The organism is Paenibacillus sp. FSL H7-0716, assembly GCF_038002705.1.
Taxonomy (GTDB): domain Bacteria; phylum Bacillota; class Bacilli; order Paenibacillales; family Paenibacillaceae; genus Paenibacillus_AQ; species Paenibacillus_AQ odorifer.
Genome location: NZ_JBBODA010000054.1, coordinates 1 through 26,607 on the forward strand (window position 1 = coordinate 1; position 26,607 = coordinate 26,607).

Consider the following 26,607-nt stretch of genomic DNA (forward strand, 5'->3'; position numbering starts at 1 on the left):
TTCTAAATAGTCTCATTTCTGCATATCACGATCCAAATCCCTGCATGTTATCACATTCACCGCTTTATATATTTTCCTTATCCGCATTTGTTTGCAACAAAAAAGGCGCCGTAAGCCGGGTTATCGGGATACGTCGCCGTTTGTATGGTGTTGTTATTATAACGTTGCAGTTAGGAAAGTTTGCCGTAAGCCGGGTTCTGTGCTCGTCGTGGTTCGATCGGGAACTACCCTCCCACCATAAGCGACAATCATCTATCTAGGCCATACATTACTGCACAGCTCCAGCGACCAACCTAGACGCGCCTCAGGCTAAGGCTGCTTATTCAGCTGCGTCTCATTAGGTCTTGCTCCAGATGGGGTTTACCAGGAACGAAGTCACCAGCGTTCCTCGGGGTCTCTTACACCTCGGTTCCATCCTTGCCTGTGCCGCCCTAAGGCGGCCATCGGCGGTCCATTTCTGTGGCACTATCCTTCAGCTCGCGCCGACTGGACGTTATCCAGCATCCTGCCTTATGGAGCCCGGACTTTCCTCCCGTGACGTCTTCACGTCACCGGCGATTGTCTGTCAAACTTTCCGAACAACATTATATATTATACAGACATCACATGTCTGGCACAAGCATTATTAAATGGCAATTTTATAGGAACTTAAATGGCTCCGTATTCACCTGCGAAGCATGAACAGCTGTATCATACTTATGCTCGGCCAATTTTCCAGCCATCCACTCCGCTACTTTCTCTTTCATGATCTTCTCCGCATTATGTCCCGGATCAATCAGAGTGATTCCGGCGAGCGCAGCATCCTGTACTGTATGATAATCCAGATCCCCAGTAACCAGGACATCCGCACCGCGGAAAATAGCACTGTTATAATACTTTCCACCCGAGCCACCGAGAACAGCAGCTTTACGAATCGGACGGTCCAAATCACCCACAACCCGTACATGATCTACCTTCAGACCTTTTTTTACCGTCTCCACGAATTGTCCAAGGGTTGTAGGCTCTTTGAGCTTTCCTACCCGCCCAAGTCCTAAGCTGCGGCCTTTAAGATCCATTGAGTACAAATCATAGGCAACCTCTTCATAAGGATGGGCCTTAAGCATAGCCTGCACCACTTTATTGCGGATGGAGTGCGGGACGATCGTCTCGATACGAATTTCCTCGGCACGTTCCATCTTACCTTTTTCCCCGATATAAGGATCCGTGCCTTCTCCTGGAATAAAAGTACCGTATCCCTCGATATTGAAGCTGCAATGACTATAGTTGCCAATTGCCCCTGCTCCAGCATTCAGGATAGCGTCCAGAACCTTCTGATGATGATCCTTCGGCACAAATACTACCAGCTTTGATAATTGCTCTGAGTGAATGTCTTTGATGGGTACTCCGTTTTCTATGCCAAGAGCTTCAGCCATCCAATCATTCATTCCACCCTCGGTAACATCCAGATTCGTGTGGCTGATGTACACCGCAATGTCATTCTTGATTAATTTTTCATACATTTTGCCCGCCGGTGTGTCTGTCTGGATTCCTTGCAAGGGACGGAAAATAATCGCATGATGCGCAATAATCAAATTGCAGCCAAGACGAATCGCTTCTTCAACTACCTCATCATTCACATCTAAAGCAACTAATACATTAGTGATTTCTTTTTGCAGCGTGCCCAGTTGAAGGCCAATTTTATCCCAATCCTCAGCTAAATGCTTAGGAGCCAGCTGCTCCATATACTGAATTACTGTTTGTCCCTTGGCAAACATTGTAGCACCTCCGTGATTTCCCTGATCTGACCTTGAATCTGTTTCCGTTTATTCTCAGCAGATTCTAGTTCTGAACGTGACAACGATGTTAAAATGCCTTCCAATTTCTGAATCTCACCCTGCCACTTAGCAAAAAACACAACATTTGGCGCTTGAAGCAGCCATGGTCCCATTTGAAGCAAGGCCTCTTGCCCAAGGACCTTAGCGGAATCCCCCAAGGTTAATTCACGATATACACTTTCATTTGTAATTCCAGCGTCCGTATTTTCTGGTACAGCCGTCAATACTTCATATAACTTCCCGTCTTCTTCCAAAATTCTCTCAGCTACGAGTACCCATTTATTATTTAATAACCAGCGGCGCAAGATATCCTCGCCTACATTCGGCTGAAGCAAAAGGGTTGTAACATCTTTTAGCTTGTCTTGGCTTTGACCCCGGTCCAGAATCGCGGCAATTAATGCGCCTCCCATGCCAGCAATCGTGATACAATTGACTTCACCAGGTTCCAGAACCTCAAGGCCATCTCCACGGCGCACCGAGATCACCTTTCCTAGTCCAGCCTCTGCAACGCCCTTACAAGCAGCATCAAAGGGACCCGGGTTTACTTCACCTGCAATTGCAAACACAGCCTTACCGCTTTCGACAGCAGCCACAGGAAGCAAGGCATGATCGGAACCGATATCTGCTAATCTGCTTCCTTGCGGAATTTGCTCCAGCAATTGCTGAAGCCGATCTGATAATTTAACATTGTTCATGTTGCCACCCACGTTATCCATTTTTTTCGAAACCCAAACAACAAAGCTAACCCTGCTGCAATCTTTAGGATCAGCATCAATGAAATCCACTGCGGATAATCCTGTCTTAATAAAAGAGCGTCAAGCTCTGGCATGATCCAAAGCGATACTCCCACTGCAAAATAAACACTGGCAACACCTTTTACCTTATGATGCAAAAGCCAGCTTAACCATACCATCAGCACACACAATGGCAGCCACAGGAACTCCAGTTCAAATATAGAGGCCTCCGGGCTTCTTCCACCGAAGAACCCTGCATACAGTAATGCCCAAAAAGCAAAACCACAGTACTGCAACAAACCTATCCGAAGTAAAAATCCCAAAATACACCATAACAAGCCGCAGCACCCAATCAGAATAGGTCTCCAGAGCTGAGGATCAAGATCATGCAAATCAATCAGCCATAGCCCAAAACCAAGCGTTAAAACACTGCCCAGCCCCGCTAGGATAAGGCTGATAACATTGTTCCGGTCCTTATAAACGGCGGAGTATCCATAACAAATAATTAATACAGATAGTGCGGTTGCAAGTTGCAAAGGCCAAGGAAAAACGCTAAAATAAAGACTAATCAAGAAAATCAAGGAAATAATTCCAAAAGAAAACAGCCAAATTTTGATGCTTCCCTGTTGTAAATTTCTCAGCGAAATTGGATTGTTATCCTTATTCGCATCCTCATCGTCATACAGATTGGTTAAGAAATCGCAATACTGCTCTGGCAGCAACCTGCTTTTTCTCCAATACTGAATCTCTTTTATAATGATATCGCGTTTTTCCAAATTCACTGGCTTTTCCTTCTTTCCAGATACACAAGGTCAACACATTTTTTACCAGCGTAAATTCAAATAAAAGAACCTCCTGCCACTGAGCAGCAGAAGGTCCAGTTCATGAAATACTATTCTAGGAAATCCTTAAGCCGTTTACTGCGGCTAGGGTGACGAAGTTTGCGCAATGCCTTGGCTTCAATCTGGCGAATCCGTTCCCGGGTAACACCAAACACCTTGCCGACTTCTTCAAGCGTTCTTGTCCGTCCATCATCAAGGCCAAAACGCAGGCGAAGTACATTCTCTTCACGCTCCGTGAGCGTGTCCAGCACATCCTCCAGCTGTTCCTTCAGGAGTTCATAAGCTGCTGCATCCGCAGGAGCCAATGCTTCCTGATCCTCAATGAAGTCTCCTAGATGAGAGTCATCTTCTTCACCAATTGGTGTTTCCAAGGATACAGGTTCTTGGGCAATCTTCATGATCTCTCTAACTTTCTCAACCGTCAGTTCCATCTCAGCCGCGATTTCCTCTGGGGAAGGTTCACGTCCCAGTTCTTGCAGCAATTGGCGAGAAACCCGAATCAGCTTGTTGATCGTTTCCACCATGTGTACAGGAATACGAATGGTACGCGCCTGATCCGCAATCGCACGAGTGATGGCCTGACGAATCCACCAAGTAGCATACGTACTAAATTTGAATCCCTTGTTATGGTCAAATTTCTCTACTGCTTTGATCAGACCCATATTACCTTCCTGAATCAGATCCAGGAACAGCATACCGCGTCCGACATAACGTTTTGCGATACTTACTACGAGACGCAGGTTCGCTTCTGCAAGACGGCGTTTAGCTTCTTCATCGCCATTCTTAATCCGCATAGCAAGCTCAACTTCATCGTCAGCCGACAACAAAGGAACGCGTCCGATTTCTTTTAGATACATACGGACAGGGTCATTAATCTTGATCCCTGGTGGCAGTGACAGATCGTCATCAAAGCTGAAATCATCGCTGTCTTTATCCTCATTATCCTCACTTGGTCGTAGGCTGTTAACCTCTTCATCGTTCTCGTTTACAACCTCAATTCCCAAATCACTGAGTTGCTCGTAGAACTCCTCCATTTGCTCGGGGTCTTGATCAAACGGCGATAATTTCTCCATAATATCTTTGTAATTTAATGATGATCTTTTCTTACCTTGCTCAATGAGCTGATCCTTCACCTGATCCAAAGTAAATTCTGCTTCCAATTCAGTATGCTGATCGTTCGCCATAATTCGACTCCCTCCTCCCTAGGTACATCCTGTCAACATGTCATTGTCTCTCTAGGGCTATAATCTCACTTGCTATTTGTGCCGCACGCAAAAAGTCACCTGACTTTTCAGCCTGAATCATCTCTTCACGCTTCTGTTCCATTTTGCGTTGCAGTGGGTATTTCCGCACTTCACGAATACAATCATCTAGAACCTGCATATTCCAGTCCGGAGGGGTATCCATCATGGATATTGATGTCGCAGTTTTCTCCAGACGATCATCCTGAAGTGATGATAGAAACCGACTAATGCCGGGTGGTTTGCCTTGTGCGTAATAGGCATATAGATAAGCAGCAATTGCCGCATGATCAACGATGTTGAAATCTTCTCCGAGGCGTTCGCCCACATACGTGGCGGCTTCCGGGTCCTGAATCATAAAGGACAATAGACGCCGTTCCGCGACATGATAAGCGGGTAGTAAGGTCGGTGTCTGCACCTGCCCTTTTTTATGCCTACCATTATTCCACCTTTTGTCGTTATTATCCCCTTCAGGGATGTTTTTTTGCATCGATGCCCTAAGTAAATTACAATCCTGCTTCAAACTATCATATGAAAGTTCGAGTTCAGCAGCGATTTCCTTCAGATAAACCTCTCGCTCTGTTGAGGAATGCAGTGAAGCAATAACTTCTAAGGCTTCCTTGACATAGGCGATTTTGCCATCTTCCTCTAGGAGTATATGGTTTTTTTTCAGATATATAAGCTTAAATTTTATGGATGAAACTGCTGAATCAATAACCTGATCTTTAAATCTTTCTCCTCCATGCTTGGAGATAAATTCATCCGGATCCACCCCGCTTGGCAGTAAGGCGATCTTTACACGCAGGCCGCTGCCTTCAAGCATCGGAATGGCCTTCATGGCTGCTGCTTGTCCCGCCCGGTCACCGTCGTAAGACAGTATAATTTCATCAGCCAGGCTCTTCATCAGTGCCACATGACCTTCCGTCAAGGATGTTCCCATCGTTGCTACGCCGTTATGCACACCCGCTTCCCAGGATGAGATGACATCTCCGTATCCTTCAAACAGGACGATTTGTCGAGTTTTGCGAATGGATGCTTTGGACTGGTGCAAATTGTACAATATCCGGCTTTTGTTAAACAATCTACTCTCCGGAGAATTTAAATACTTAGGTTGACCCTCTCCAAGTATTCTTCCGGCGAATGCGATTACCTTGCCTGTACGGTTGGCAATCGGAAAAATAATCCGGCCACGGAAACGATCCAAATAGCCTTTGCCCTCACCGCGGGCTGACAGAAGTCCGCCTTTCTCCATTTCCGCAAGGTCAAAATTTCGTTTTTCCAAAAACTGCAGCAAAGTATCCCAGCGGTCCGGAGCATATCCGATCTGAAACTGGTCAATCATTTTATCACTGAAGTTCCGGCCTCTTAAATAGTCCATAGCGGCTTTGCCGTGTTCCGTGTTCTTCAGCAAGTAATGATAGAACTTTGCCGACCATTCATAAGCTTGAATCAACCGGTCGCGTTCCGGATCAGGGGGAGACATCATACCTCCCTTACCTTCTGGAACGGGAATATCACTTTCTTCAGCCATTATTCTGACAGCTTCGGGGAAGGTTAATCCTTCGATTTCCATCCTAAATTTGATGGCATTTCCACCCATACCGCAGCCAAAGCAATGAAATACTCCCCGGTCGGGGGTAACAGTAAAGGAAGGGGTTTTCTCCGAATGGAACGGGCAGAGGCCCCATAAATATTTCCCCTGCTTGGACAAATGAACAACCTTACCGACTGTATCGACTATATCATGACGCGCAAGCACGCTTTCGATAACCTCTTCCGGAATATTGCCGTGTCCGCTAGCCACTTCAACCACCTTCATCTCTTAACAAATAAATATAATTCGCTATTGCTCCACATTCTCCTGCAAAAGTATTAAAAGTTTTGTCAGTTTATGTTGAAAATAAGTTTTTTCTTCTGCCGTTATGGGTTTTGGACCCTTGGAATAATGTCCCCGTCTTCGTTCCACGGCCCTCGCATGTCTTCCCTCCAACATAAAATCCATCTTGAAATTGTCGTATTCCTGACCACGAAATGAAAGCACACTGCATCGTTTACCTAGTGCAAGTGCCGCAAGACCATAATCTTGAGTCAATACCACATCTCCTGCAGTAATATGATTGGCAATATATAGATCGGCACTCTGATCTCCTCGATCCACCTGCACAACCGTTACACCCTCTTCAGCTTTCAGTGCATGGTCATAAGAAGATACCATAAGTACCGGAACACCAAAGGTGCGACCTACCTCAGCGATCTCTTTTTTGACCGGACAAGCATCCCCATCCACCACTATCGTTCTAGACTGGGACTTCTCCATGATCATCACCAATTTCCCGTGTAATATATATACGCCCTCTCCGCAAGAAATCCTTCTTTCTAAGCATAAATACGGAACGGATGTCAAATGACGCATTGGCACCGTTCCGTATATTTATACCCCAAACCAACATTCTATACCATAAGATTCAAATTTTCTTGATTAAAATTACCAGACAAGCTTCGCGAAATCAGCGAACGACTTGGAGTCAGCATCAATACCAGCAAGCAGAGCCAAACGGTTAGCACGCACTTGCTCGTCCTCCGCCATAACCATAACGGAATCAAAAAATGTTGTAACGGCGTCTTTTAGACCCGAAAGAATCCGAAGTGCTTCTTCGGCATTTTTTGCCGCCATAGCTTCAAGGTAAGGTGTGTGAAGCTCCTGCCATGTATTGAAAAGCTGCATTTCAGCATCTTCTTTAAGTAAAGCAGGATCAATCACTTCACTGGTTGCTTTACTTGCCAAATTACTGACACGAGTAAGCGAATCTACGGTAATCTTGAAATCTGCTTGGTCGGACACAGCAGCCATAAGAGCACGACTTCTGCCCACAACATCTACTACGTCGTCAAAACCAGCCGCTGTAACAGCGTCCACAACATCATAGCGTACATTGTCAGATAAAAGACGTTTTACACGCAGACCGAAGAACTCGTACAGGTTTATACGTAGTTCATCTCCAGAATGTTTCGTATTTCCTGAATTTTCATGAATTTCAATCGCCGCTTCAAAAATTTCACGCAGCGTAATTGGCAATTTATGCTCAAGCACAATTTGAACAATTCCTGCAGCCTGACGGCGCAGCGCATATGGATCCTGAGATCCTGTCGGGATGATGCCGATGGAGAAGCAGCCAACAATCGTATCAATTTTGTCTGCTATGCTGACTACTGAACCTGCTTCTGTTGAAGGTACAGCATCTCCTGCAAATCGTGGCTGATAATGCTCGAAGATCGCTTTTGCCACAGTTTCAGGCTCGCCTGCTTTACGTGCATAATCTTCACCCATTGTTCCTTGCAGCTCAGGAAATTCATAAACCATTTGAGTTACAAGATCAAATTTACAAATATCCGCAGTGCGACTTACTTCGGACACAGCAGTAGCTGACAGTCCAAGCTTCACAGCCAGACGATCAGAGATTTGGCGAATACGGCGCACCTTATCCCCTACGCTGCCCAAATCTTCATGGTAAACAATGTTCTCAAGCTTGGCTAACGCATCGTCAATCTTCATCTTTTGATCTTCTTGATAGAAGAATTTGGCATCTGATAGACGAGCACGAAGCACTTTTTCATTTCCCTTAGCGATAACATCCAAGGATTCTGCATTCCCGTTTCGTACAGTTACAAAGAATGGAAGTAGCTTGCCAGCTGCATCAAAAACAGGGAAATAACGCTGATGCTCACGCATCGAGGTAATCAGCACATCCTGAGGAATCTCTAAGAAAGATGGATCAAAGGTTCCAAAGAGCACGGTTGGCGTTTCTACCAAGAACAGTACTTCTTCCAAAAGATCTTCTTTAATCGCAATCGTCCAGCTTTTCTCTTCAGCCAATTTGTTGATTTGATTCAGGATAAGCGTTTCCCGTTCCTTCACATCCACAAGTACATGCTGCGCACGCATGCTCTCCACATATTGTGCAGGCTCCGAGATTACAGTCTCTGTACCCAGAAAACGATGTCCACGGCTCACATTACCTGCTTTTACATCCGTAATTTCCAAATCAATGATCTCTTTACCAAAAAGAGCAACCATCCAGCGAATCGGACGAACGAATTTAAAATCGTAAGCTCCCCAGCGCATGTTTTTCGGGAAAGTCATCGCATTTACAATACCCAGAAGTCCTTCTGTGAGCAAAGAAGCAGTTTCTACACCCGCACTATTTTTTGTGGCATAAATATATTCCACGCCAGCTAGCTCTTTAAACGTAAATTGCTCTGGAGATACACCCTGACTGCGGGCAAATCCTAGTGCAGCTTTACTCCAGTCGCCGTTAGCATCCAGCGCGATTTTGCGTGAAGGTCCTTTGACCTCTTCACTAATATCCTCTTGCTTCTCAGCCGCGTCCTTAACAAATACAGCGAGACGACGCGGGGTAGCATATGCAGTAACTCCAGCATGGTTTATACGTGCAGAATCCAACCACTTGGACATTCTATCTTGCAGCTGTTCCATCGCAGCACGGATAAAACGTGCAGGAATTTCCTCCAGACCGATCTCAAACAAGATATCTTTAGACACGGTCAGCACCTTCTTTCTTCAGCAGCGGGAAGCCAAGCTTCTCGCGTTCCTCAAGATATGTTGCCGCTACGGAGCGGGCAAGATTACGCACTCGGGTAATAAATCCAGTCCGTTCAGTTACACTAATTGCTCCTCGTGCATCGAGTAGATTAAAGCTATGTGAGCATTTCAACACATAATCGTAGGCTGGGAACACAAGATGCTTCTCCATCGCTCTACGCGCTTCCTCTTCATACATGTTGAACAGCGAGAATAACATTTTTACATCCGATACTTCAAAAGTGTAGGTAGAATGCTCAAACTCCGGCTGATGAAAAACATCACCATAAGTCATACCGCTTACCCATTCAAGATCGAACACATTTTCTTTATCCTGAATGTAAGAGGCTAAGCGCTCCATTCCATAAGTGATTTCTACAGCAACAGGGTTGGCTTCGATGCCACCTACCTGCTGGAAGTAAGTAAATTGAGTGATCTCCATACCGTCCAGCCATACTTCCCATCCCAGACCTGCACAGCCCAGCGACGGATTCTCCCAGTTATCCTCAACAAAACGGATGTCATGCAAGAGCGGATCAATACCGAGGGCTTTTAAGCTATCCAAATAAATCTCTTGAATGTTATCTGGTGAGGGTTTGATGATTACTTGGAATTGGTGATGCTGATACAGACGGTTCGGGTTCTCTCCATAACGACCATCGGAGGGACGACGTGAAGGCTCTACGTAAGCCACTCTCCATGGCTCAGGACCTAGCGAGCGTAAAAAAGTCATAGGGTTCATCGTGCCGGCGCCTTTTTCTGTGTCATAAGGCTGTACGATGATACAGTTCTGTTCAGCCCAGAACTGCTGCAGTGTCAAAATCATCTGCTGGAAGTTCATAATACCGTCTCCTTCGCTTTACAAGTTTTTTACAACAGCTTGCCTAAAACTTTCTACCATGGAGGCGGCACTTTTAGCTCCTGACAGCAACAAAAAGCCCCCGCCCCCATGCCTGATTAACAGACATAGGGACGAGAGCTTACCTTATTCTCCCGCGGTTCCACCCTACTTGATTTCATACCTTGTATGAGCAAGTTTACTGCCAAGACAAGAACGAAATCCACTTTCATTCGCCGCATTCGTACTCCCGGGTGCCATGTTCATGAACGTTGTCCCGCTGGGCTTCCACTGCCCCCAGCTCGCTGAATAACGACAATACAGTCCACTACTTTCCCGATCAATGCACGCCTCTCCCCAATTGGAGCATAACGGCGATCATATAATAAACTAATCCTATAGTAACGGAAAAATCAGCTTTCGTCAAATCTTGTACTTGTCGAGCTGGTCTAGGAAACTTTGTGACTTCAGCTTTAATCCGAGTTGCACATCCATAAAGGCCCGCATAATTTTTTTCAGCTCATCCCGGCTGCTTTCCTTTACATCCACATTGCCTAGTCTAGTTAGGTCAAGTCTGGCGAATAATCGCAGCAGCTTCAGCGCACGAGCAGAGACCTCCATGGCTGGAGGATCATTATGTTTACAACTGCGGCACAGTGCTCCACCAAGGCGAGGACTGACCAGCAGTTGATCATCCGGCTTCTCGGCACCACAAATTACACAAGAATCGAATTCAGGACCATAACCGGCTGCCTGTAAGATTTTCATTTCAAAGACATTTATGATAACGCCGGGTTCCTTGTCCTCTTCAAGTGCATTAAGACAGGCCGTAAGCTGGCGAAACCAAAAGCTTCCCGTTTCCTCATCATGCAGAACACGATCAAGCAGTTCACACGCATAAGACGCATAAGCAGCTTTGATCAAATCCTCACGCAGCGGATGGTGAGACTTCGTAATTTCGCCAGAATTCAGTGTCCCAAGTCCTCCGTTATTTCTAAAAAAAACAAATTCCCCAACGGTGAACAGTTGGATCAATGCAGCATGGCGGCTTTTGACTTTTTTTGCGCCACGCACCAGAACCCCTACTTTTCCCGCGTTCTCGGTGCAAAGCGTAATAATTGCGTTCCCCTCGCCGTAGTCCATGCTGCGGATGACGATCCCTTCCACCCTGTGTAGCATGCCTCTTCCCCCAACCATTCGGCAAGCAACCAGTCCTTATTGCGCTTCTTCATCACAGGCCTTCTCTTCCTCCACTAGCTGTAATCCACTATCTTCAAGCGGATGGCCAGCTTCCTTATACAGCAGGTAAGCATCGACGTCTCCTGTCATTGCAAAATACTTCCACGAAAAGTTTCGCATTCGTATTCATCCTTTCTTGGGAAAGACGATGTCTCTTATCAAGAATTAGGATGGTGCGATGGAGCAGGTTCTATCCTTGCAATTCCTACCAAACGAGGAATAACGGAATTACTTATAGGTCTTTATGGAAGCCCAAATCCCGCAGAACGCGGTCCTGATTGCGCCAATCTTTTTTCACTTTTACCCATAGCTCCAGAAAAATCTTCGAACCCAGCAGGTTCTCAATATCTGTCCGAGCCCGTCTGCCGACCTCTTTCAGCATTGCCCCTTGCTTGCCGATAATAATTCCCTTTTGCGAATCACGCTCAACAAAAATAACAGCTGAAACATGCACCACTCCATTAGGCTCAACCTTCATATCTTCGATGGCTACAGCTATAGAGTGCGGCACTTCTTCACGAGTCAAATGTAGAATTTTCTCCCGGATCAATTCCGCGCAGACAAATTGCTCGGGGTGATCCGTGATTTGATCTTCCGGATAATACTGAGGGCCTTCCGGCAAGTACTTGGCAACCTGCTCTAACAGCGTGTTAACATTGCTGCCCATCTTCGCAGAAATCGGAATAATTTCGGCAAAATCATGCAGCTTGTTATATTGGGCCATAAGCGGGAGCAGAGCTTCCGGCTCTATTTTATCGATCTTGTTTAGCACCAGAATCACCGGTGTCTTCAGACCATTTAATTGCTCGGCAATGTAACGGTCTCCACCGCCCAAGCCCTCTGACGCATCCACAAGGAATAACACAGCTTCTACTTCACCCAGTGTACTCATTGCAGTCTGGTTCATGTAGTCGCCTAGCTTGGACTGTCTTTTATGAATCCCTGGTGTGTCCAGGAATACGATTTGTGAAGTGTTTGTTGTGTAAACACCATGGATTTTGTTTCTGGTTGTCTGTGGCTTATCCGACATGATGGCAATCTTCTGGCCAATGACCTGGTTCATGAGTGTTGATTTACCTACGTTTGGTCTGCCGATAATTGCGACAAAGCCTGATTTGAATTTCATATTATCTTCCTTCCATACTTACCTTCTAGTTCAATCTTTTTCAATCATTCAATCTTTTTTTAAAAGGCTTTTCGATCCCCCTGAATCCCCCTTAGCAAGGGGGATCCCAGACGGCGCCGGCCCTCTGGGTTCACGGAAATAGGCGCACCTGCAACGTTCGGCGGGATTAGAGGGACAGTCGTGCATGAGCGCTTATGTCCCCTGGTGGGGACACGCTTCACTGTCGCTTATTAACACGGTTCGCATTAAGCTCACCATGGATAAAGATTACTGAGTTGCAGTTTACAGGCAGGGTTTCAAGTTACGATGTGCAAAGAATCGCTGGCGGCTTTTGCCGCGGCGCTTACCTCGTAATGTTACTCTAAAAACACATAGTTTGCACCAGTTTAGCCTAACTTGGTAGAACTAGAACACTTTTAATTGTACTTTGTACAACTAATTTTAGTTTGAGTTTATGGTTTCGGTGTTTTAGTTGTATTCTGTGCAATTAAATCCTGTCTTAAGAGCCAAATATGGACTTTATCATAAATTTAATTGTACTATCTGCAACTAAATTCATTTTTGTGCGAAAGAGTAGCAGTTTAACTGTACATTGTGCAATTAAAATAGCACCCTACGTCTAACTATGCCTGATTTGCCTTTAAACAGGCACAGGCATTAAATCAAAACCTCATTTTATTCTGGAGCTTGTCCTTGCTTCAGATCTACGGGACCAAAAGCGCCTGGAAGCAATTCTCCCACCGTAGTCTCAACGATATCACCCTTCATGTTCCCAAGAATAACCTTCATATCCGGTGAACACAACTCAATCATTACTTGCCGGCACACACCGCAAGGTGAAACGGGGCCGTCAGAGTCAGCTACTACGGCAATTGCTTTAAAAGAACCAACAGCGTGTCCATCCGCAATCGCACGGAATAGTGCTGTTCGTTCCGCACAGTTGGTTGGGCCAAAAGCAGCATTTTCCACATTACAGCCGTGGTGAATATGACCATCCTGATCAAGAAGGGCAGCTCCTACTCCGAATCGGGAATATGGAATGTAAGCTTTTGCACGTGCTTTAATCGCCTCTTGCATAAGAAGAGTAGACTCCATATTTTGACCTCCTATAGTTTTGTGGGTAGTTACTTCATTGATTTTTTTTAGCACAAAACTCACTTCGTAAGCATACGCTCTGTTTTATTTAGGTTACTTTCTGTTATTACTTCGATAAAACGCACTTCGTAAACATCTAATTAGTTTCGTTTATCGTTATTTTCTCAGCGTGCACTAAATTTTATCAGCGAACTCATGAGATATATTCGGATACATAACTCACTTCGAATTTATTCAGTAACGAAAGAGGCGGAATCGCAAAACGCGGGTCCGCCTCTCCCCTGAATTGATTTTGTATCCTGATTATGACATAAGTCCGCTAATCCAGTCCATCACAGGCTGGTAAAAAACATAGATCCCGACTAAGACAGCAAACACCGCCGTGAGAAGCACAGCTCCTGCGGCGGTATCTTTTGCTCTCTTAGCCAGTGGATGAACCTCTGGCGAGATCAGATCAACCGTCGCTTCAATTGCCGTATTGAGCAGTTCGGCAGTTAGGACAAGCGTGATCGAGAACAGCAGCAACATCCAACTGGCCAGCGGAAGTCTGAACACGGCAGCAGCTACTAGCACAACCACCGCTAAACAGCAATGCACCTTCATGTTAAGCTCGGATTTGAATGCCGACACTAAGCCTTGCGATGCAAACCGAAAAGAGTGCCAGAACTTCTTGTGCCCTACCGCCGTGTTCTTCACCATTAGCGCGTCAACCCAACCTGAGATAGTACTTGTTCTTGCTTGGACATCATCTCTGCTTCTGAGGCTTCATCCTGATGATCATATCCTAACAAATGCAGAAATCCGTGAACGAAAAGAAAACCAAGCTCTCGTTCCAGTGAATGACCATATTCCAGCGCCTGCTCCTGCGCGCGAGTTACGGAAATGATTATATCCCCAAGTACGTCTGGAACATCTTCCAGCGCCTCGCCTTCCTCTACCTCGTATATAATGTCCAGCTCGTCCTCTCCGCTTTCATTCATAGCAAAAGAAAGCACGTCCGTCGGACGGTCAATTCCCCGATATTCCAAATTCAACTCATGTATACGAACATTATCGACAAAAGTAAGAGCTACCTCTCCCCGATCGATCCCTTCCGCTTCACCTGCTTTTTGCAAAATATTCTCCAGCAGCGTAATGAGATCGTCCTTTATCTCGTATTCTTCCTGCTCGTTATCCCAAACGATCTCCAAACTCATGGGTTAGGTGCCCCTTCCTCTTTTTTCGGCTTACGCACATCTTCTGGATATTCGATCCGTGAATGGAAAATTCCCATAACCGTCTCCTTCAGAGTCCGTGCAATAATATCCAATTCTTTAATCGTTAAATCACACTCGTCAAACTGATGATCATCCAGTCGACTTTTAATAATCTTCTCAATCATCGTTTCCACCTGCAGAACAGTTGGCTTACGCAATGATCTCACTGCAGCCTCGACACTGTCAGCAATTCCCACAACGGCTGCTTCCTTCGACTGGGCTTTCGGTCCAGGATAACGGAAATCTTCCTCGGTAAAATCAGCCTCGACACCTTTTTCTTCCGCCAGCTTCAGTGCCTTATGGTAAAAATAATGCAGGAACGTTGTTCCATGATGCTGCTCCGCAATGTCACGGATTGGCTTTGGCAGCTTATATTCCCGTTGCATTTCCACCCCGTCACGGGCGTGGGCAACGATGATAGATTTACTAAGCTTCGGTTCAATAGAGTCATGTGGGTTTTCCATATTATTCTGATTCTCGATAAAATAAAACGGACGTTTTGTTTTGCCAATATCATGATAATACGATCCTACCCGGCATAATAAGCCATCTGCTCCAATCGCTTCCGCGGCAGCCTCCGACAGGTTACCTACCATTACACTATGGTGATAGGTTCCCGGGGTTTCGGTAAGCAGCTTGCGCAGCAGCGGGTGGTTGGGATTAGACAATTCTACCAGCTTCAATGCTGATAGAATACCAAAGGTTGCTTCGAAGAAAGGCATTAGCCCAATCACAAGTACAGCCGTCAATAGCCCCCCTGCAAAAGCAAAACCAACCGAATACAAGGTACCTACCTCTTTCCATGCCCCTCCACCTAGCAGTATCTGCATAAAGACTGTCAGACAGCCAAAAAGCGATACCATAATCCCGCCTTTAAGGAGCGTGGAGCGTTGACCCGCACGGTGAGTCGCAAAGATAGCCACGTAAGAAACCACGATGGCAAAGAAACCAAAGTTAAAATCGAAGATTGAGTTCTGCTGCACATTCAAAATAACACTCGCCAGTACACTGAATAGAATGGAGCAGAAATAGGCCAAAGGCATGTCCAGAAGCATTGCAATTAACATTGCGCCAATCGCCACTGGTGCCAGGAATCCGATATAAGATCGGACATCGGTCTGCAAAACAGCGGCCAGCCGCATAGAGATAATAGTTATAACAAATACAAGCACCAGCATCAATAGCTGGGAATTGTTGTACTTAAAGCCTGAGGTACCGCCAGAATAACGAATGAACGCAAGCAAACCGACGGAAAGCATCGCAGAGAGAATCAATAGGCCTAATTGTGGCCAATAATTCACCTCATTGCTTAGTAGGCCATTCTCATCCAAAAGAGTGTAGAGCTCTGGAGTAATTAGCTGCCCCTTAGCAACAAGCGTGTCCCCTTGCTCGATGAACACATCAGGTGTGTTCTCCCGGGCTTGTACCTTCGCTTCCTTGGTAGCATCCTCATCGTAGAACTTGTTACTTGTGATCACAAGACGCACAAGCTCCTGAACAACCTCACGCGCTGTACGCTGGCTTAGAGAACTAATACTGACCTGTTCCGCTACCTTGGCGCGAGCAGTCTGTGCATCCGTAATCTGATCATTCATCAGCCTAGTTACAATATCTCGGGCGACAGGCTTCATCTCGATAATGTCCTGAGAGGTCAGACGCGGAATCTTAATGTAAGTCTCTTCCGGAATAACATAGGTCTGCTCTTTGATGACAGATTGCATTTCATCCAAAAGGTGATCTGAATATGTAGCACTGCCCCGATTGGAAGCTACGAAATTCAAGATGAAATCGCTGGCTCTCTGCGGAATTTCGTCACGATAAATCCCCGTCTTATCGCTTTGCGAAATCAGATCATCCTGATTGAGGCGATCTATCCGGTCCAGCAGCGAAGTCACTAGGTTGTCTGCCCTCATCGGGATAATTTTGTACTTGGGAGACACGCTTTCGGCCGCTTCCTCAGCCGCTTTTAACGTAGCTTTGGTGTCCTTAATTTGTTTCGGTGCCGTTATTTCCTTTGCACTGTAAGTATTCTCTTTAATATCATATTTCTTAGGTAGCAATTCTGGCGACAAGCTGAAGTAGAACACTAGTCCGAGTAACAGGAAAAGAGCATAGCGTGTCACTGCGCTATACTTCCATCCGTTGTTCGTATATACAAATCCGCTTAATTTAGATGGTTGCTTTGAAGCCATGAAGACAATCCCCTTTATTGGAGGTTTTCGGCAGAGCGGTCATAGGCAACGATAATTTTCTGCACCAGGGAATGCCGTACTACATCCTGTTCCGCGAAGTAGACAAAGCCAAGTTCTTCTATGCCGGATAAAATCGCTTTGGCTTCAATCAAACCGGATTTCTTGCCGCGGGGCAGGTCAATCTGGGTAACGTCACCTGTAATCACCATTTTGGACCCGAAGCCGAGTCGGGTCAGGAACATTTTCATTTGCTCAGGTGTTGTATTCTGCGCTTCATCCAGGATGATAAATGAATCATCCAATGTACGTCCGCGCATATAAGCCAGCGGAGCAATCTCAATCAATCCCCGTTCAAGCGCCTTAGCTACCTGGTCGGGCCCCATAACGTCGTATAACGCATCATAAAGCGGACGCAGATATGGATCTACCTTTTCTTGCAAATCCCCTGGAAGGAATCCTAGACTCTCTCCTGCTTCTACTGCGGGACGCGTAAGAACAATACGCTTAACCGAACCTTCTTTCAGTGCCGTAACTGCAAGCACCACTGCCAAGTAGGTCTTCCCCGTTCCTGCAGGACCGATTCCGAATACAATATCACGCTTCTTGATCGTTGTCACATAATGCTTCTGGCCGACCGTTTTGACACGGATAGGCTTTCCGCGAAAAGTTGTAGTAATTTCTCCTTTGAACAAATCGAGCAATTGATCAGCACGAAAATCTTTCGCCAGCTCCACAGCGTACTGCACATCACGTTCAGTAAGTATGTAACCGCTCCGAATGAGAGACAACAGCACATTAAACAATTGCCCCAGCATGTCTACTTCCCGCTCAGCTCCACGAATCGTTAGCTCTGCTTCACGCGAATCAATAATGGCGGGAATTTCACTCTCGATGATTTTTAAGAATCCATCCTGCGGGCCAAACAGCGATTGCGCTTCTCCCGCATTTTGCAAAGATATACGAATGCTTGCAGTCTGTTCTGACAAGTAGCCTCATTCTCCTCAATTGTTTACTATTGGCAGTTCTTCGGAAATTTTTTCTTCTACTTCAAAGATCACTTTCATATAAACTTTACCATTCTCTTTCTTCTCATGCAAAACTTTTTGACTTTTGATGACGCTATCAACACCATATCGAGCTAAAATATCATTCTTTGCCCGCTCAATTCCCCTCGCAATTCCAGCTTCTGGAGTTATCGTATCATTCGTTTCATTGATCTCCATTTCCTTCTCAGTCATCAGGCCCAGCGGCAGCTCAATAGAGCGCCAAGACAGCGGATCATGCTCTGTGAGCGTCTTTGAATTCTCAAAGGAGGATTTACCATAACCCCACAGCTGAATAGCCCATTTCCCCAACACGAGATAGGTGCGATCCTTACGCTCCCCAGTGTAGGTGCTATTGGTTGTTTCAAGCGGAACCTCGATATTGTACTCATGCCAAACCAACCCCTTAACCTCACCCTTTGCTACTACATACTCTACATTTTCTTCGTCTCCAAGAGCACCGGAAATCAGGATATCCCCTTTTTTCACACGCGAATTACGCGCTACTACCGGTCTGCCTTGCTCCGCATATATTTCTGTTACCACCGCATCTGTTCGGCTAATTAAATGGCGCTGACTCAGCAAAGGTTTGATGTCGGGCTGTTTAGCCTCTACAACCTGAATTTTGATGCTCGTCCCCGTCCGTTGCAGCCCTATCCAAGAAACACCCGGTAAATGGGCCAGCAGCCCCTTAGAGAGCTTGTCCGGCTCCTCCAGACGCCATATCCACTGAAAAGGGTACACACCCTCTTGGCGAGCAGCAGCCAATATATCCTCAGAGGCAATTTTTTCATTCCCTTCGACTCTAATACTCCATACCATCGTAGATAACATAAAAAGTGTAATTCCAAACATCAAAATACCTATGCCAAAAAATTTCCTTTTCCACAGCCGCGCCATAAGAAATGGAAGTCCGCTTCTACCGGTAACGTGCATACGACAGCCTGTCTTTTTTAAAATCGGCCGGAGGACATAAAAATCATCCAGAAGCAGCTTAAGGGAAGCGCCGCCCTCAGCGGGCCTCACATCCCAAATCATGATTCCTGCTTCAGAAATGAAATTAATAAATCGCTCCACCTGAGGTCCCGTCACATGCAGTGTAACGAACCCCCGCAGTGATGACAGAGGTGGCTCCTTCATGATCTCTCCTCGCTTTCGTTATATCTAATCTCCCCGATAACGCCTTCTACAGCCAATTCCTGGCCTAGAATATTTCGGATGACAAGTCCCTCGCCTGTGATTTCAAGCGATCCTTTAGCTAACGCGAGCTTAAGCTGACCAGAGGAAAAATGCAGCACGCCGCGATGGTTCTCAATATGCAGTTCCTTATTGCCGATCAGGGTGATCCGGGGCATTTCCTGTAATAAGTCCTGTGGTAGATCCAGTACCCCGTTTGTCCATCCCCGCAGCCTGCGGCCAATACGGGTCATAAGTAGACGTTCCCCCTTCCTGCCTTCTGTACACCTTATGCGGCAACGCTTTTTTTTATGAGAAGAAGTAACAAAGGAGGACCTTTCTAGTGTGAAAAAAGCAAAAAAAAGCCCCGGCAACCTATCGTAAAGATAGGTTGCCGGGGCTTTTCTGTTACTATGATCCAATAAATATTATCTTCGGGTAGAATGCGGCTGACGAGAACGCGGTGGTCCCAGAATCTCTGCCCAAACTACACCATTGCGCAGGTCGTCACGACTCCCTGTTCCATGTGTGTGGTCTGCCGCAGAGGGTGAGTTTGTGTTCTTAGTCTTATTTGATCTTTTGGAATCTGCACCCGCTATCCCGTCAAAAGCAGATTGAAGACGCCGCACCTCTTCTTGCATTCTTTGTGTGCGTAATTCAACTCCGTCATCGGCATGCTCCAAAGACATTCCTTCTCCAGTAGAATAATCTGGAGTGGGTATATACGCGGGTTCTGGAAAGGCAGGAGAGGCATCATATTCCCGGTTATCCTCTGACATCGACTGCCGGGAAGAGGTGCTAACAGGAGTAGGAAATCCACTGCCAGACTCAACTTGGCGCCCTCCATCGATATCCGGGCGTTTTACCCGGCGGAGCGGCGAATCCTCTCCGCCCCCAAAAGTGGGCATCCCCCCGCGAGGAGCTCCTTTGGGCTTGTTTTTAGTTGCTTTATTCACATTGGACACGATCGCGAATATAATAACCGCAATAATATAGATCCAGCTCATGGAGATTCACATCCCCTTTTATTTATTATTGTTAGGACGGTTATTGTCGTCCTGATCATTCATTTTGCCGAGAGAGCCCCGCATTTGGGTATCTGCCTCGATGTTTTTGATATTCATATAATCCATCACGCCGATTTGGCCATTTCTGAGCGCCTCAGCCATCGCCATAGGCACCTGAGATTCAGCTTCCACAACAAGCGCCTTCATCTCTACTACGCGCGCCTTCATCTCTTGCTCGTGAGCGACAGCCATCGCTCTGCGTTCTTCCGCTTTAGCTTGGGCAATGCGTTTATCTGCTTCTGCTTGCTCGGTTTGTAAATAAGCACCGATGTTCTTGCCTACATCGATATCCGCAATATCAATGGAGAGGATCTCAAAAGCAGTACCTGAGTCCAGACCTTTGGACAATACCGTCCGCGAAATCAAATCCGGGTTCTCAAGGACATCTTTATGGGAATCACTCGAACCTACTGTCGTTACAATCCCTTCACCAACACGGGCAATAATCGTTTCTTCACCCGCACCACCCACGAGGCGGTCGATATTGGCACGAACAGTTACGCGCGCTTTTACCTTAACTTCAATCCCGTTCTTAGCAACAGCCGCAACAACTGGTGTCTCAATTACACGAGGGTTAACGCTCATTTGCACAGCCTGCAGCACATCACGTCCTGCAAGATCAATGGCTGCTGCGCGAGTAAATTCCAAAGGAATATCTGCACGTTGTGCTGCAATAAGCGCATTAACAACGCGGTCAACGTTACCACCTGCGAGATAGTGACTCTCCAGTTGATTAATGTTCAGTCCAAGACCTGCCTTAGTCGCTTTAATCATTGGGTTAACGATACGACTTGGGGTTACACGACGCAGTCTCATCGCCACCAGCGTAATAATACTGATTCTAACGCCCGATGCTAATGCAGAAATCCAGAGCATAACCGGGAAGAAACTTAAAAACACGCTCAATACAATAATCACCACTACCGCGATGAACAGAATAGGAATCAAAGATGCTTCACCCATACTATATAACCTCCGTAAATTTATTGTAGAACTATTATTGGTTCCAGTGTTTACCTTATTCCTTGATTTCTTTCACAACAATCCGTCCGCCCTCTACTTTAATAACAGAGACCGGTGCATTAGCACTAATAAAACTACCTTCTGTAACAACATCCACACGTTCGCCGCCTATCATAGCCGTTCCTGAGGGACGAAGTGGAGTAATACTGGTTCCTGTAGCGCCTAATAAGCTAAGCTTCTCTTCTACAGGTACAAATCCCTGATCTTTAGTAAGACTTTCCTTCAAAATAAATCTGTTCCAGATCCCTCGTTCTTTAAATATGACCGCAACAATTACTACAACTATAGTCGCAGCTACGAAAGAAATACCTAGACTGAGCAGTGCATGCTTATAGCTGTAAGCAGCTCGTACGACACCCGCTACAAGACTAACAGAGCCGAGCAGCCCCAATATTCCGAAGCTAGGCACAAAGAGCTCCAGCACGAGCATGACAAGCCCAATGATAAACAAGAGCCAAGTTTCCGCTCCGGCGAATCCTGCAACATAGTTGCCGAAGAAATATAACACAAAAGCCAACGTCCCGATAATTCCTGGCGCACCAAAGCCTGGAACAATCAATTCAATTACAACGCCTGTAATCCCAATGAACAGCAGAATCGTCATAATAATCGGATTGGTCAGAAATTGCGACATTTTTTCCGCACCGGTATGCTCTACGCGAAAGATGTCGTCTGTAGTATATCCAAGCCAATGAATTGCTTCTTCTGGGGTATCTGTAATTTGATCAGCGTAACCAGCTCTTAAAGCTTCTTCACTAGACAAGGCAATGATTTCTCCCTGTGTCTTAGTCACACCAAGCTCTGGCTTATCCACGACCAAATTACTATCCACCATACCAGCGGCAATGTCTGGATCACGCTCATTCAGAGCAGCAGCACCGATCATTTTAGATCTCCAGTAGGATATCATTTTGGCATCATCTACTTTTTGACCATTCATGTCTACCAAGGAAGCGGAGCCGATCATACTGCCCGGCTTCATGATTATTGCACCTGCATTAAGTGCTATGTAACTGCCTGCAGAAGCGGCATCACCTTTAATATAGGCAGCTGTTGGTATTTCACTCTCTCTTACCATCGTCCCAATCTCTTCTGCCGATTTCACCAGCCCTCCAGGTGTATCGACCTCTAGTAGAATAAGGACTGCTCCATAATTAGCGGCTTCTTCAAATCCTCTTTCCAAAAAGCTTTGCAAACCCCGTTCAATCTTTTGATCTACCGGAATAATAAACACGGGACCTTGTTTCAGCTCACTGTTCGTAACCCCCGGTGTTTTCGGGGCTGCCCCGTCAGCGCTTACATTCGTTGCAAAGGGTGTCAGGAGGAGTAACAGCAGGACCACAGGAATGCTAGCTAACAGTATTTTCCGTAATCTTCTCAATGATTTTACCTCCCTTCTTTAGCTTGACCCAGAACTCATAACCCTTAATACGCTGAAATTGGATTTACGTTTCATTACATAGAAAAGCACCCCTTTTGCAAGAGGTGCTAGTGCTATATTATTGCAGAAATTGCAGAACCGCCTGGTTCACGAGTTTACCATCAGCGCGACCTTTGACCTTAGGCATCAGTGCGCTCATGACCTTCCCCATTTCGCTCTTCGAAGAAGCACCGGTTTCCTGGATGGTCTGCTGTACAATTACTTTAATTTCTTCTTCGGAAAGTTGCTCGGGAAGATATTTAATAATAATCTCGATTTCTGCTTTTGTACTCGCGGCAAGCTCGTCGCGACCCGCTGATTCAAATTCTTGGAGGGCATCTTTGCGCTGTTTGATTTCACGACTAAGGATATCAAGCACTTCGTTGTCGTCCAATGTTCTCTTCAGATCTATTTCAAGATACTTTATTGTAGAACGAACCATTCGAATCGTGGAGAGCGTGAACTTGTCCTTACTCTTCATCGCTTGCTTCATATCTTCGTTCAATCTCTCGCTAAGATTCATGCGTGGGTAATCCTCCTAAAACTTTCTCTTACGAGCAGCCTCAGACTTCAGCTTTTTCTTAACGCTCGGCTTTTCGTAATGTTTGCGTTTCTTCACCTCAGCCAAGACACCATCTTTTGCGATGGAACGTTTAAAGCGACGAAGTGCAGCATCAATTGTCTCGTTTTTGCGAACTTTCGTTTCAGACACAGGTTTCCCCTCCCTCCGACCATACCGTCCAAGAGCATAACACGGTTTATCAAACTCCATTATAGGTCAAACGGAAATAACGTGTCAACCTTCGTGCTATTCTTTTTTCTGGCAAGTTCTTCAACATTAAATGTTTATGCTATGCGTGCGAAGCTGAGTTTCCAGTGAGCGCACCCAGCTTGGCTCCACCCAGCAGGTGATAATGAAGATGAGGCACAGCTTGTCCACTATCAGGTCCGCAATTATTGATTAAACGATAACCAGACTCAGCAATTCCAAGGTCTTTGGCGATCTGTTGGGCTACACTGTGGATTTCAGCAATTAGCGGAAGATCCTCAGGTGTAACATCATTCATTGAAGCAATGAACTTCTTGGGAATGATCAACACATGTACCGGTGCAGCTGGCTCGATGTCGTAAAATGCAAGAATACGTTCATTCTCAAATACTTTTTTGGAAGGAATAGTACCCTCAATAATTTTGCTAAACACGGTCTCCATAGAGTGCTTGCCTCCTAAAAATTGGTGAAATTCCACTTCATCATAAGATAATCATACAGGATAATCATCAAATACGAAAGCAGCAAGCAAACTCAGCATAATCCGCCCTAATCTGTATCTGTTACAGAATGAACCATTAAATAAATATATCAACACCGTTAGGCCTAAAAAAGACAAAAAAAAGAGAAACACCCTTCACAGCTTATAAAGCTGATTCGGCGGCGGACGTATGAAAAGGAGTTCATTCCCTGCCATACGTCCGCCGAGGTGTTTCTAAAGTAATGTCGGCTTAGCTGTATTATAACAGCGCGTTGATACTGTATCTGTGATAAGAATCACACACATTGTAGATCTTCACATTTTTTCCAAAAGGATCCGAGATCCCCCTCCACCCTGTTCAGCAGGTACGACTACCAGCTTGCGTGGCAGTCGTGCCCGAAGCTCTGGAACATGGCTGATAATGCCGACAGACAGTTGGTCGTTATGCAATCTTTCCAGTGAGGTAATTACCGTATCAAGCAATTCCGGATCCAGTGTACCAAAGCCTTCGTCCAAAAAGAAAAATTGCAATGGATACTGCCCCCGCAGCTGGATCTGTGCCGAAAGAGCAAGTGCAAGTGACAAGGAAGTTAAGAACGTCTCTCCGCCGGAAAGCGTAGAGACCGGTCTTCTTACACCACCGTTTCCATCATCACGGATTACAAAGCCACCGCCCGAATCAACCTCCAGCGCATAACGCTGTTTGCTCAGGAAACGAAGCCGCTGAGAAGCAGACTGGCACACCTGCATCAATTGTTCCTCCGCAATATACTCAACAAAAGCATTTCCACGTAAAACCGTCTGCAATTTGGACAAATGATCCTGTAGAGAAGCATGTTCTAGCCGCTGGGCTTCAAGCTCCATCCAGCGAATATGCCGATGCCGCAGATCCTCTAGATCTCGCTCCGCGCGCGCTCTTGCTTGCAGCGACATCTCATCCTCTGATTTACACACGCTTAAGCTCTCTTGGCTAACTTGCCACTCTTCTTCACTTAAGCTGGCTCCGTCAAGCTTCTCTTCAATATTGCGCAGCTGCAATGAGACTTCAGCTTCTTCAGCACGATGGGCACGTACCCGAGAAGAAGAAATTTCCCGCTCTTCAGGTGCGAGAGCTGCTCCTTCAACCTCAGCGGCCGAACTAAACGGTGAAGAGGTTAAGCTTTGCTCCCACAGATGGCTTGAAGTCACATAATGCTCTCGAGCAGATTCTGCCGCCTGGCGGGTAATCGCTGCCTCCTTGATCTCATGCTGCGCTTTTTCCGCTGCCGTGAGATGTAATCGTTGGCTGGTCTCCACAGCTGCTAACAATTCCTGCAGACGACGCTCACACTCTGCTAGAAGAGGGGCAGCAGCGCGGCCGTTAGTCCACTCTAGAAGACGCCGTTCTTTTTCACGCTGCAATTCTTCTTTGCCTTCCATCTGTGTATTCCACTGAGTAAGCTCTTTATCGAGTCCGGTGATGGTCTCCTGAAGATTCTGTACCGAAGCGCTTTTCTCATCCAAAAACTTGACACTGATTTCCAGTCGGGATCTAATTTCCTCAGCTTGAGCATCCTTGGCTAACAGCTCACGATAAGCTTTTTCCACCTCTTCCGGTGCCAAATCAGGGAACTGCTGTACCCAGTTCTGCCGCAAAGCGGTTAGTTGGCCACCCAGTTCCTCGGCTTTGGCGGTAAGGCCTTCTACCCAGCTTCGCTCACCTTCGGCACCCGCCGCTTCTTTGAGGCATAGCTGCTGAACTTCCTGCATCGATTGCTGCCACTGTATCGCTGTACGGCGCAGCTCTCCAGACTGGCTTTTTAATGCTAAAAATGCAGCATCAAGTTCTGCCAAAGCTTTTTCATCTGGGATGGACATATCGGTAGAGGAAACCTCGGTAGTGCTGACTTCTGAACCTGCCGCTGCAGGATGATTTACCGTATCAAAAGCATCATCACCAAACACCTGCTCCAGCCAAACCAGGTCCTGCTCCCGCAGACCACGGAACATATGGCGTGCTTCCAAAGCACGTCTGGACAACACACGCGCCTGTTGAAGCTTTAACTCCAGTTCCTGCTGCTCTACGTTATCCTGCAATACAGCAGGGGCCGGGTGGTGTTCGCTGCCACATACAGGGCAAGGTTGTCCCGCTTCCAATTCTTTAGCCAATCCAAGCGACAGTCTGTGCAACTCATGCCCCTTGAGGGCCGCTTCCAAAGAGCTGATATGTTGCTCCAGACTTTCTGCTGCGGTGCACGCAGCTTCTTCTGTCGCCAGCAGCTTCTCTTGATGCAGCGCCGCCTCGCGGATCAGCTGCCCGCGAGAAGCTTCCTGCTGCTCGCGACGGCCCTCGGCCTCCGCGAGGCGCGCCTGCGCAGCCGCGAGTGCAGCGGCACGCTCGCGGCGCTCCTTCTCCGCCATATCCCACTGGGATTCGGCGGAGTGCAGCCCTTGCAGTCTCTGCATCGCTTCTTGCAGAGACTGCCGCTCCTGGGAGCGGACACCGAGCGGCTGCAAGCTCTGCTGCAGCTCTTGCTGGCGCTTTTGGCCCTTGGCCAAAAGCTCACGCTCCCGGGCCATGCCCTCCCGCAGCTCCGCCAGCTTGCGGGAGGCCTCTTCGCGGCGCTCGCGCAGAGCCGCGAGTTCGCGCCGCAGGGCGCCGCGCTCGGCCT

The 26,607-nt window shown here is 46.7% G+C and carries 25 protein-coding genes and 1 other RNA gene; all 26 read right to left on the reverse strand.

All coding sequences use genetic code 11. From position 1 onward, the window contains the following. Nucleotides 1-171 precede the first annotated feature (171 nt). An RNA gene (rnpB, locus tag MHH60_RS31490) (RNase P RNA component class A) lies at nucleotides 172-574 on the reverse strand. 64 nt (nucleotides 575-638) lie between these two features. Beyond that, a complete protein-coding gene (locus MHH60_RS31495) occupies nucleotides 639-1,754 on the reverse strand; it encodes a Nif3-like dinuclear metal center hexameric protein (RefSeq protein ID WP_076098536.1) in 1,116 nt (371 codons plus the stop codon). Beyond that, nucleotides 1,730-2,509 carry a tRNA (adenine(22)-N(1))-methyltransferase gene (locus MHH60_RS31500; RefSeq protein WP_076136562.1) on the reverse strand — a complete coding sequence of 260 codons (780 nt, stop codon included), beginning with the start codon at nucleotides 2,507-2,509 and terminating at the stop codon, nucleotides 1,730-1,732. The genes MHH60_RS31495 and MHH60_RS31500 overlap by 25 nt, the downstream gene beginning before the upstream one ends. Further along, the gene (locus MHH60_RS31505) at nucleotides 2,506-3,330 is read right to left on the reverse strand and encodes a hypothetical protein (RefSeq protein WP_076136564.1); all 825 of its coding nucleotides are present in this window, start codon (nucleotides 3,328-3,330) and stop codon (nucleotides 2,506-2,508) included. The genes MHH60_RS31500 and MHH60_RS31505 overlap by 4 nt, the downstream gene beginning before the upstream one ends. Nucleotides 3,331-3,440: 110 nt before the next feature. Then, the gene (gene rpoD, locus MHH60_RS31510; RefSeq protein WP_036683799.1) at nucleotides 3,441-4,574 is read right to left on the reverse strand and encodes an RNA polymerase sigma factor RpoD; all 1,134 of its coding nucleotides are present in this window, start codon (nucleotides 4,572-4,574) and stop codon (nucleotides 3,441-3,443) included. A gap of 40 nt (nucleotides 4,575-4,614) precedes the next feature. Beyond that, nucleotides 4,615-6,450, reverse strand: coding sequence for a DNA primase (gene dnaG, locus MHH60_RS31515; RefSeq protein ID WP_232061436.1), 1,836 nt, complete (start codon nucleotides 6,448-6,450; stop codon nucleotides 4,615-4,617). Nucleotides 6,451-6,474: 24 nt separating this feature from the next. Next, entirely contained in the window at nucleotides 6,475-6,948 is a 474-nt protein-coding gene (locus MHH60_RS31520) for a YaiI/YqxD family protein (RefSeq protein WP_370511502.1), read from the reverse strand. 168 nt (nucleotides 6,949-7,116) lie between these two features. Then, complete coding sequence (glyS, locus tag MHH60_RS31525; RefSeq protein ID WP_076136566.1) at nucleotides 7,117-9,192, reverse strand: glycine--tRNA ligase subunit beta; 2,076 nt, start codon at nucleotides 9,190-9,192, stop codon at nucleotides 7,117-7,119. Next, nucleotides 9,185-10,072, reverse strand: a complete 888-nt coding sequence (gene glyQ / locus MHH60_RS31530) for a glycine--tRNA ligase subunit alpha (RefSeq protein WP_036683820.1) — start codon at nucleotides 10,070-10,072, stop codon at nucleotides 9,185-9,187. Before glyQ ends, glyS begins: the two co-directional genes overlap by 8 nt. 420 nt (nucleotides 10,073-10,492) lie before the next feature. Then, nucleotides 10,493-11,248, reverse strand: a complete 756-nt coding sequence (gene recO, locus MHH60_RS31535) for a DNA repair protein RecO (protein WP_036683821.1) — start codon at nucleotides 11,246-11,248, stop codon at nucleotides 10,493-10,495. Between the two features lie 36 nt (nucleotides 11,249-11,284). Continuing rightward, complete coding sequence (locus MHH60_RS31540; RefSeq protein ID WP_076098533.1) at nucleotides 11,285-11,428, reverse strand: YqzL family protein; 144 nt, start codon at nucleotides 11,426-11,428, stop codon at nucleotides 11,285-11,287. 112 nt (nucleotides 11,429-11,540) lie between these two features. Then, entirely contained in the window at nucleotides 11,541-12,434 is an 894-nt protein-coding gene (era, locus tag MHH60_RS31545; protein WP_036683823.1) for a GTPase Era, read from the reverse strand. 675 nt (nucleotides 12,435-13,109) lie between these two features. Beyond that, entirely contained in the window at nucleotides 13,110-13,571 is a 462-nt protein-coding gene (locus MHH60_RS31550) for a cytidine deaminase (RefSeq protein WP_256715165.1), read from the reverse strand. A gap of 261 nt (nucleotides 13,572-13,832) precedes the next feature. Further along, nucleotides 13,833-14,228: a diacylglycerol kinase family protein gene (locus tag MHH60_RS31555; RefSeq protein WP_076136570.1), complete on the reverse strand. Its 396-nt coding sequence runs from the start codon at nucleotides 14,226-14,228 to the stop codon at nucleotides 13,833-13,835. Further along, complete coding sequence (ybeY, locus tag MHH60_RS31560; protein ID WP_076136572.1) at nucleotides 14,228-14,725, reverse strand: rRNA maturation RNase YbeY; 498 nt, start codon at nucleotides 14,723-14,725, stop codon at nucleotides 14,228-14,230. Before ybeY ends, MHH60_RS31555 begins: the two co-directional genes overlap by 1 nt. After that, nucleotides 14,722-16,977 carry an HD family phosphohydrolase gene (locus tag MHH60_RS31565; protein ID WP_036683831.1) on the reverse strand — a complete coding sequence of 752 codons (2,256 nt, stop codon included), beginning with the start codon at nucleotides 16,975-16,977 and terminating at the stop codon, nucleotides 14,722-14,724. The genes ybeY and MHH60_RS31565 overlap by 4 nt, the downstream gene beginning before the upstream one ends. Before the next feature lie 14 nt (nucleotides 16,978-16,991). Continuing rightward, nucleotides 16,992-17,963, reverse strand: coding sequence for a PhoH family protein (locus MHH60_RS31570; protein WP_036683834.1), 972 nt, complete (start codon nucleotides 17,961-17,963; stop codon nucleotides 16,992-16,994). 15 nt (nucleotides 17,964-17,978) lie between these two features. Then, on the reverse strand, nucleotides 17,979-19,160 hold the full coding sequence (gene yqfD, locus MHH60_RS31575) for a sporulation protein YqfD (RefSeq protein WP_076136574.1): 1,182 nt from the start codon (nucleotides 19,158-19,160) through the stop codon (nucleotides 17,979-17,981). Beyond that, complete coding sequence (gene yqfC / locus MHH60_RS31580) at nucleotides 19,157-19,450, reverse strand: sporulation protein YqfC (RefSeq protein WP_036683844.1); 294 nt, start codon at nucleotides 19,448-19,450, stop codon at nucleotides 19,157-19,159. Before yqfC ends, yqfD begins: the two co-directional genes overlap by 4 nt. Nucleotides 19,451-19,624: 174 nt before the next feature. Further along, entirely contained in the window at nucleotides 19,625-20,203 is a 579-nt protein-coding gene (locus tag MHH60_RS31585; RefSeq protein ID WP_076136576.1) for a hypothetical protein, read from the reverse strand. 18 nt (nucleotides 20,204-20,221) lie between these two features. Then, complete coding sequence (gene floA, locus MHH60_RS31590) at nucleotides 20,222-21,226, reverse strand: flotillin-like protein FloA (protein WP_036683849.1); 1,005 nt, start codon at nucleotides 21,224-21,226, stop codon at nucleotides 20,222-20,224. Nucleotides 21,227-21,281: 55 nt separating this feature from the next. Continuing rightward, the gene (locus tag MHH60_RS31595) at nucleotides 21,282-22,667 is read right to left on the reverse strand and encodes an NfeD family protein (protein ID WP_076136578.1); all 1,386 of its coding nucleotides are present in this window, start codon (nucleotides 22,665-22,667) and stop codon (nucleotides 21,282-21,284) included. A gap of 118 nt (nucleotides 22,668-22,785) precedes the next feature. Further along, nucleotides 22,786-23,229 carry a GatB/YqeY domain-containing protein gene (locus MHH60_RS31600; RefSeq protein WP_036683862.1) on the reverse strand — a complete coding sequence of 148 codons (444 nt, stop codon included), beginning with the start codon at nucleotides 23,227-23,229 and terminating at the stop codon, nucleotides 22,786-22,788. Between the two features lie 15 nt (nucleotides 23,230-23,244). Then, a complete protein-coding gene (rpsU, locus tag MHH60_RS31605) occupies nucleotides 23,245-23,418 on the reverse strand; it encodes a 30S ribosomal protein S21 (protein WP_036657994.1) in 174 nt (57 codons plus the stop codon). A 139-nt stretch (nucleotides 23,419-23,557) separates the two neighbouring features. Then, entirely contained in the window at nucleotides 23,558-23,917 is a 360-nt protein-coding gene (locus tag MHH60_RS31610; protein ID WP_036683863.1) for a histidine triad nucleotide-binding protein, read from the reverse strand. Nucleotides 23,918-24,271: 354 nt separating this feature from the next. Continuing rightward, nucleotides 24,272-26,607: SbcC/MukB-like Walker B domain-containing protein (locus MHH60_RS31615; RefSeq protein WP_341161205.1), on the reverse strand; the 2,336-nt coding region annotated here is incomplete at its 5' end.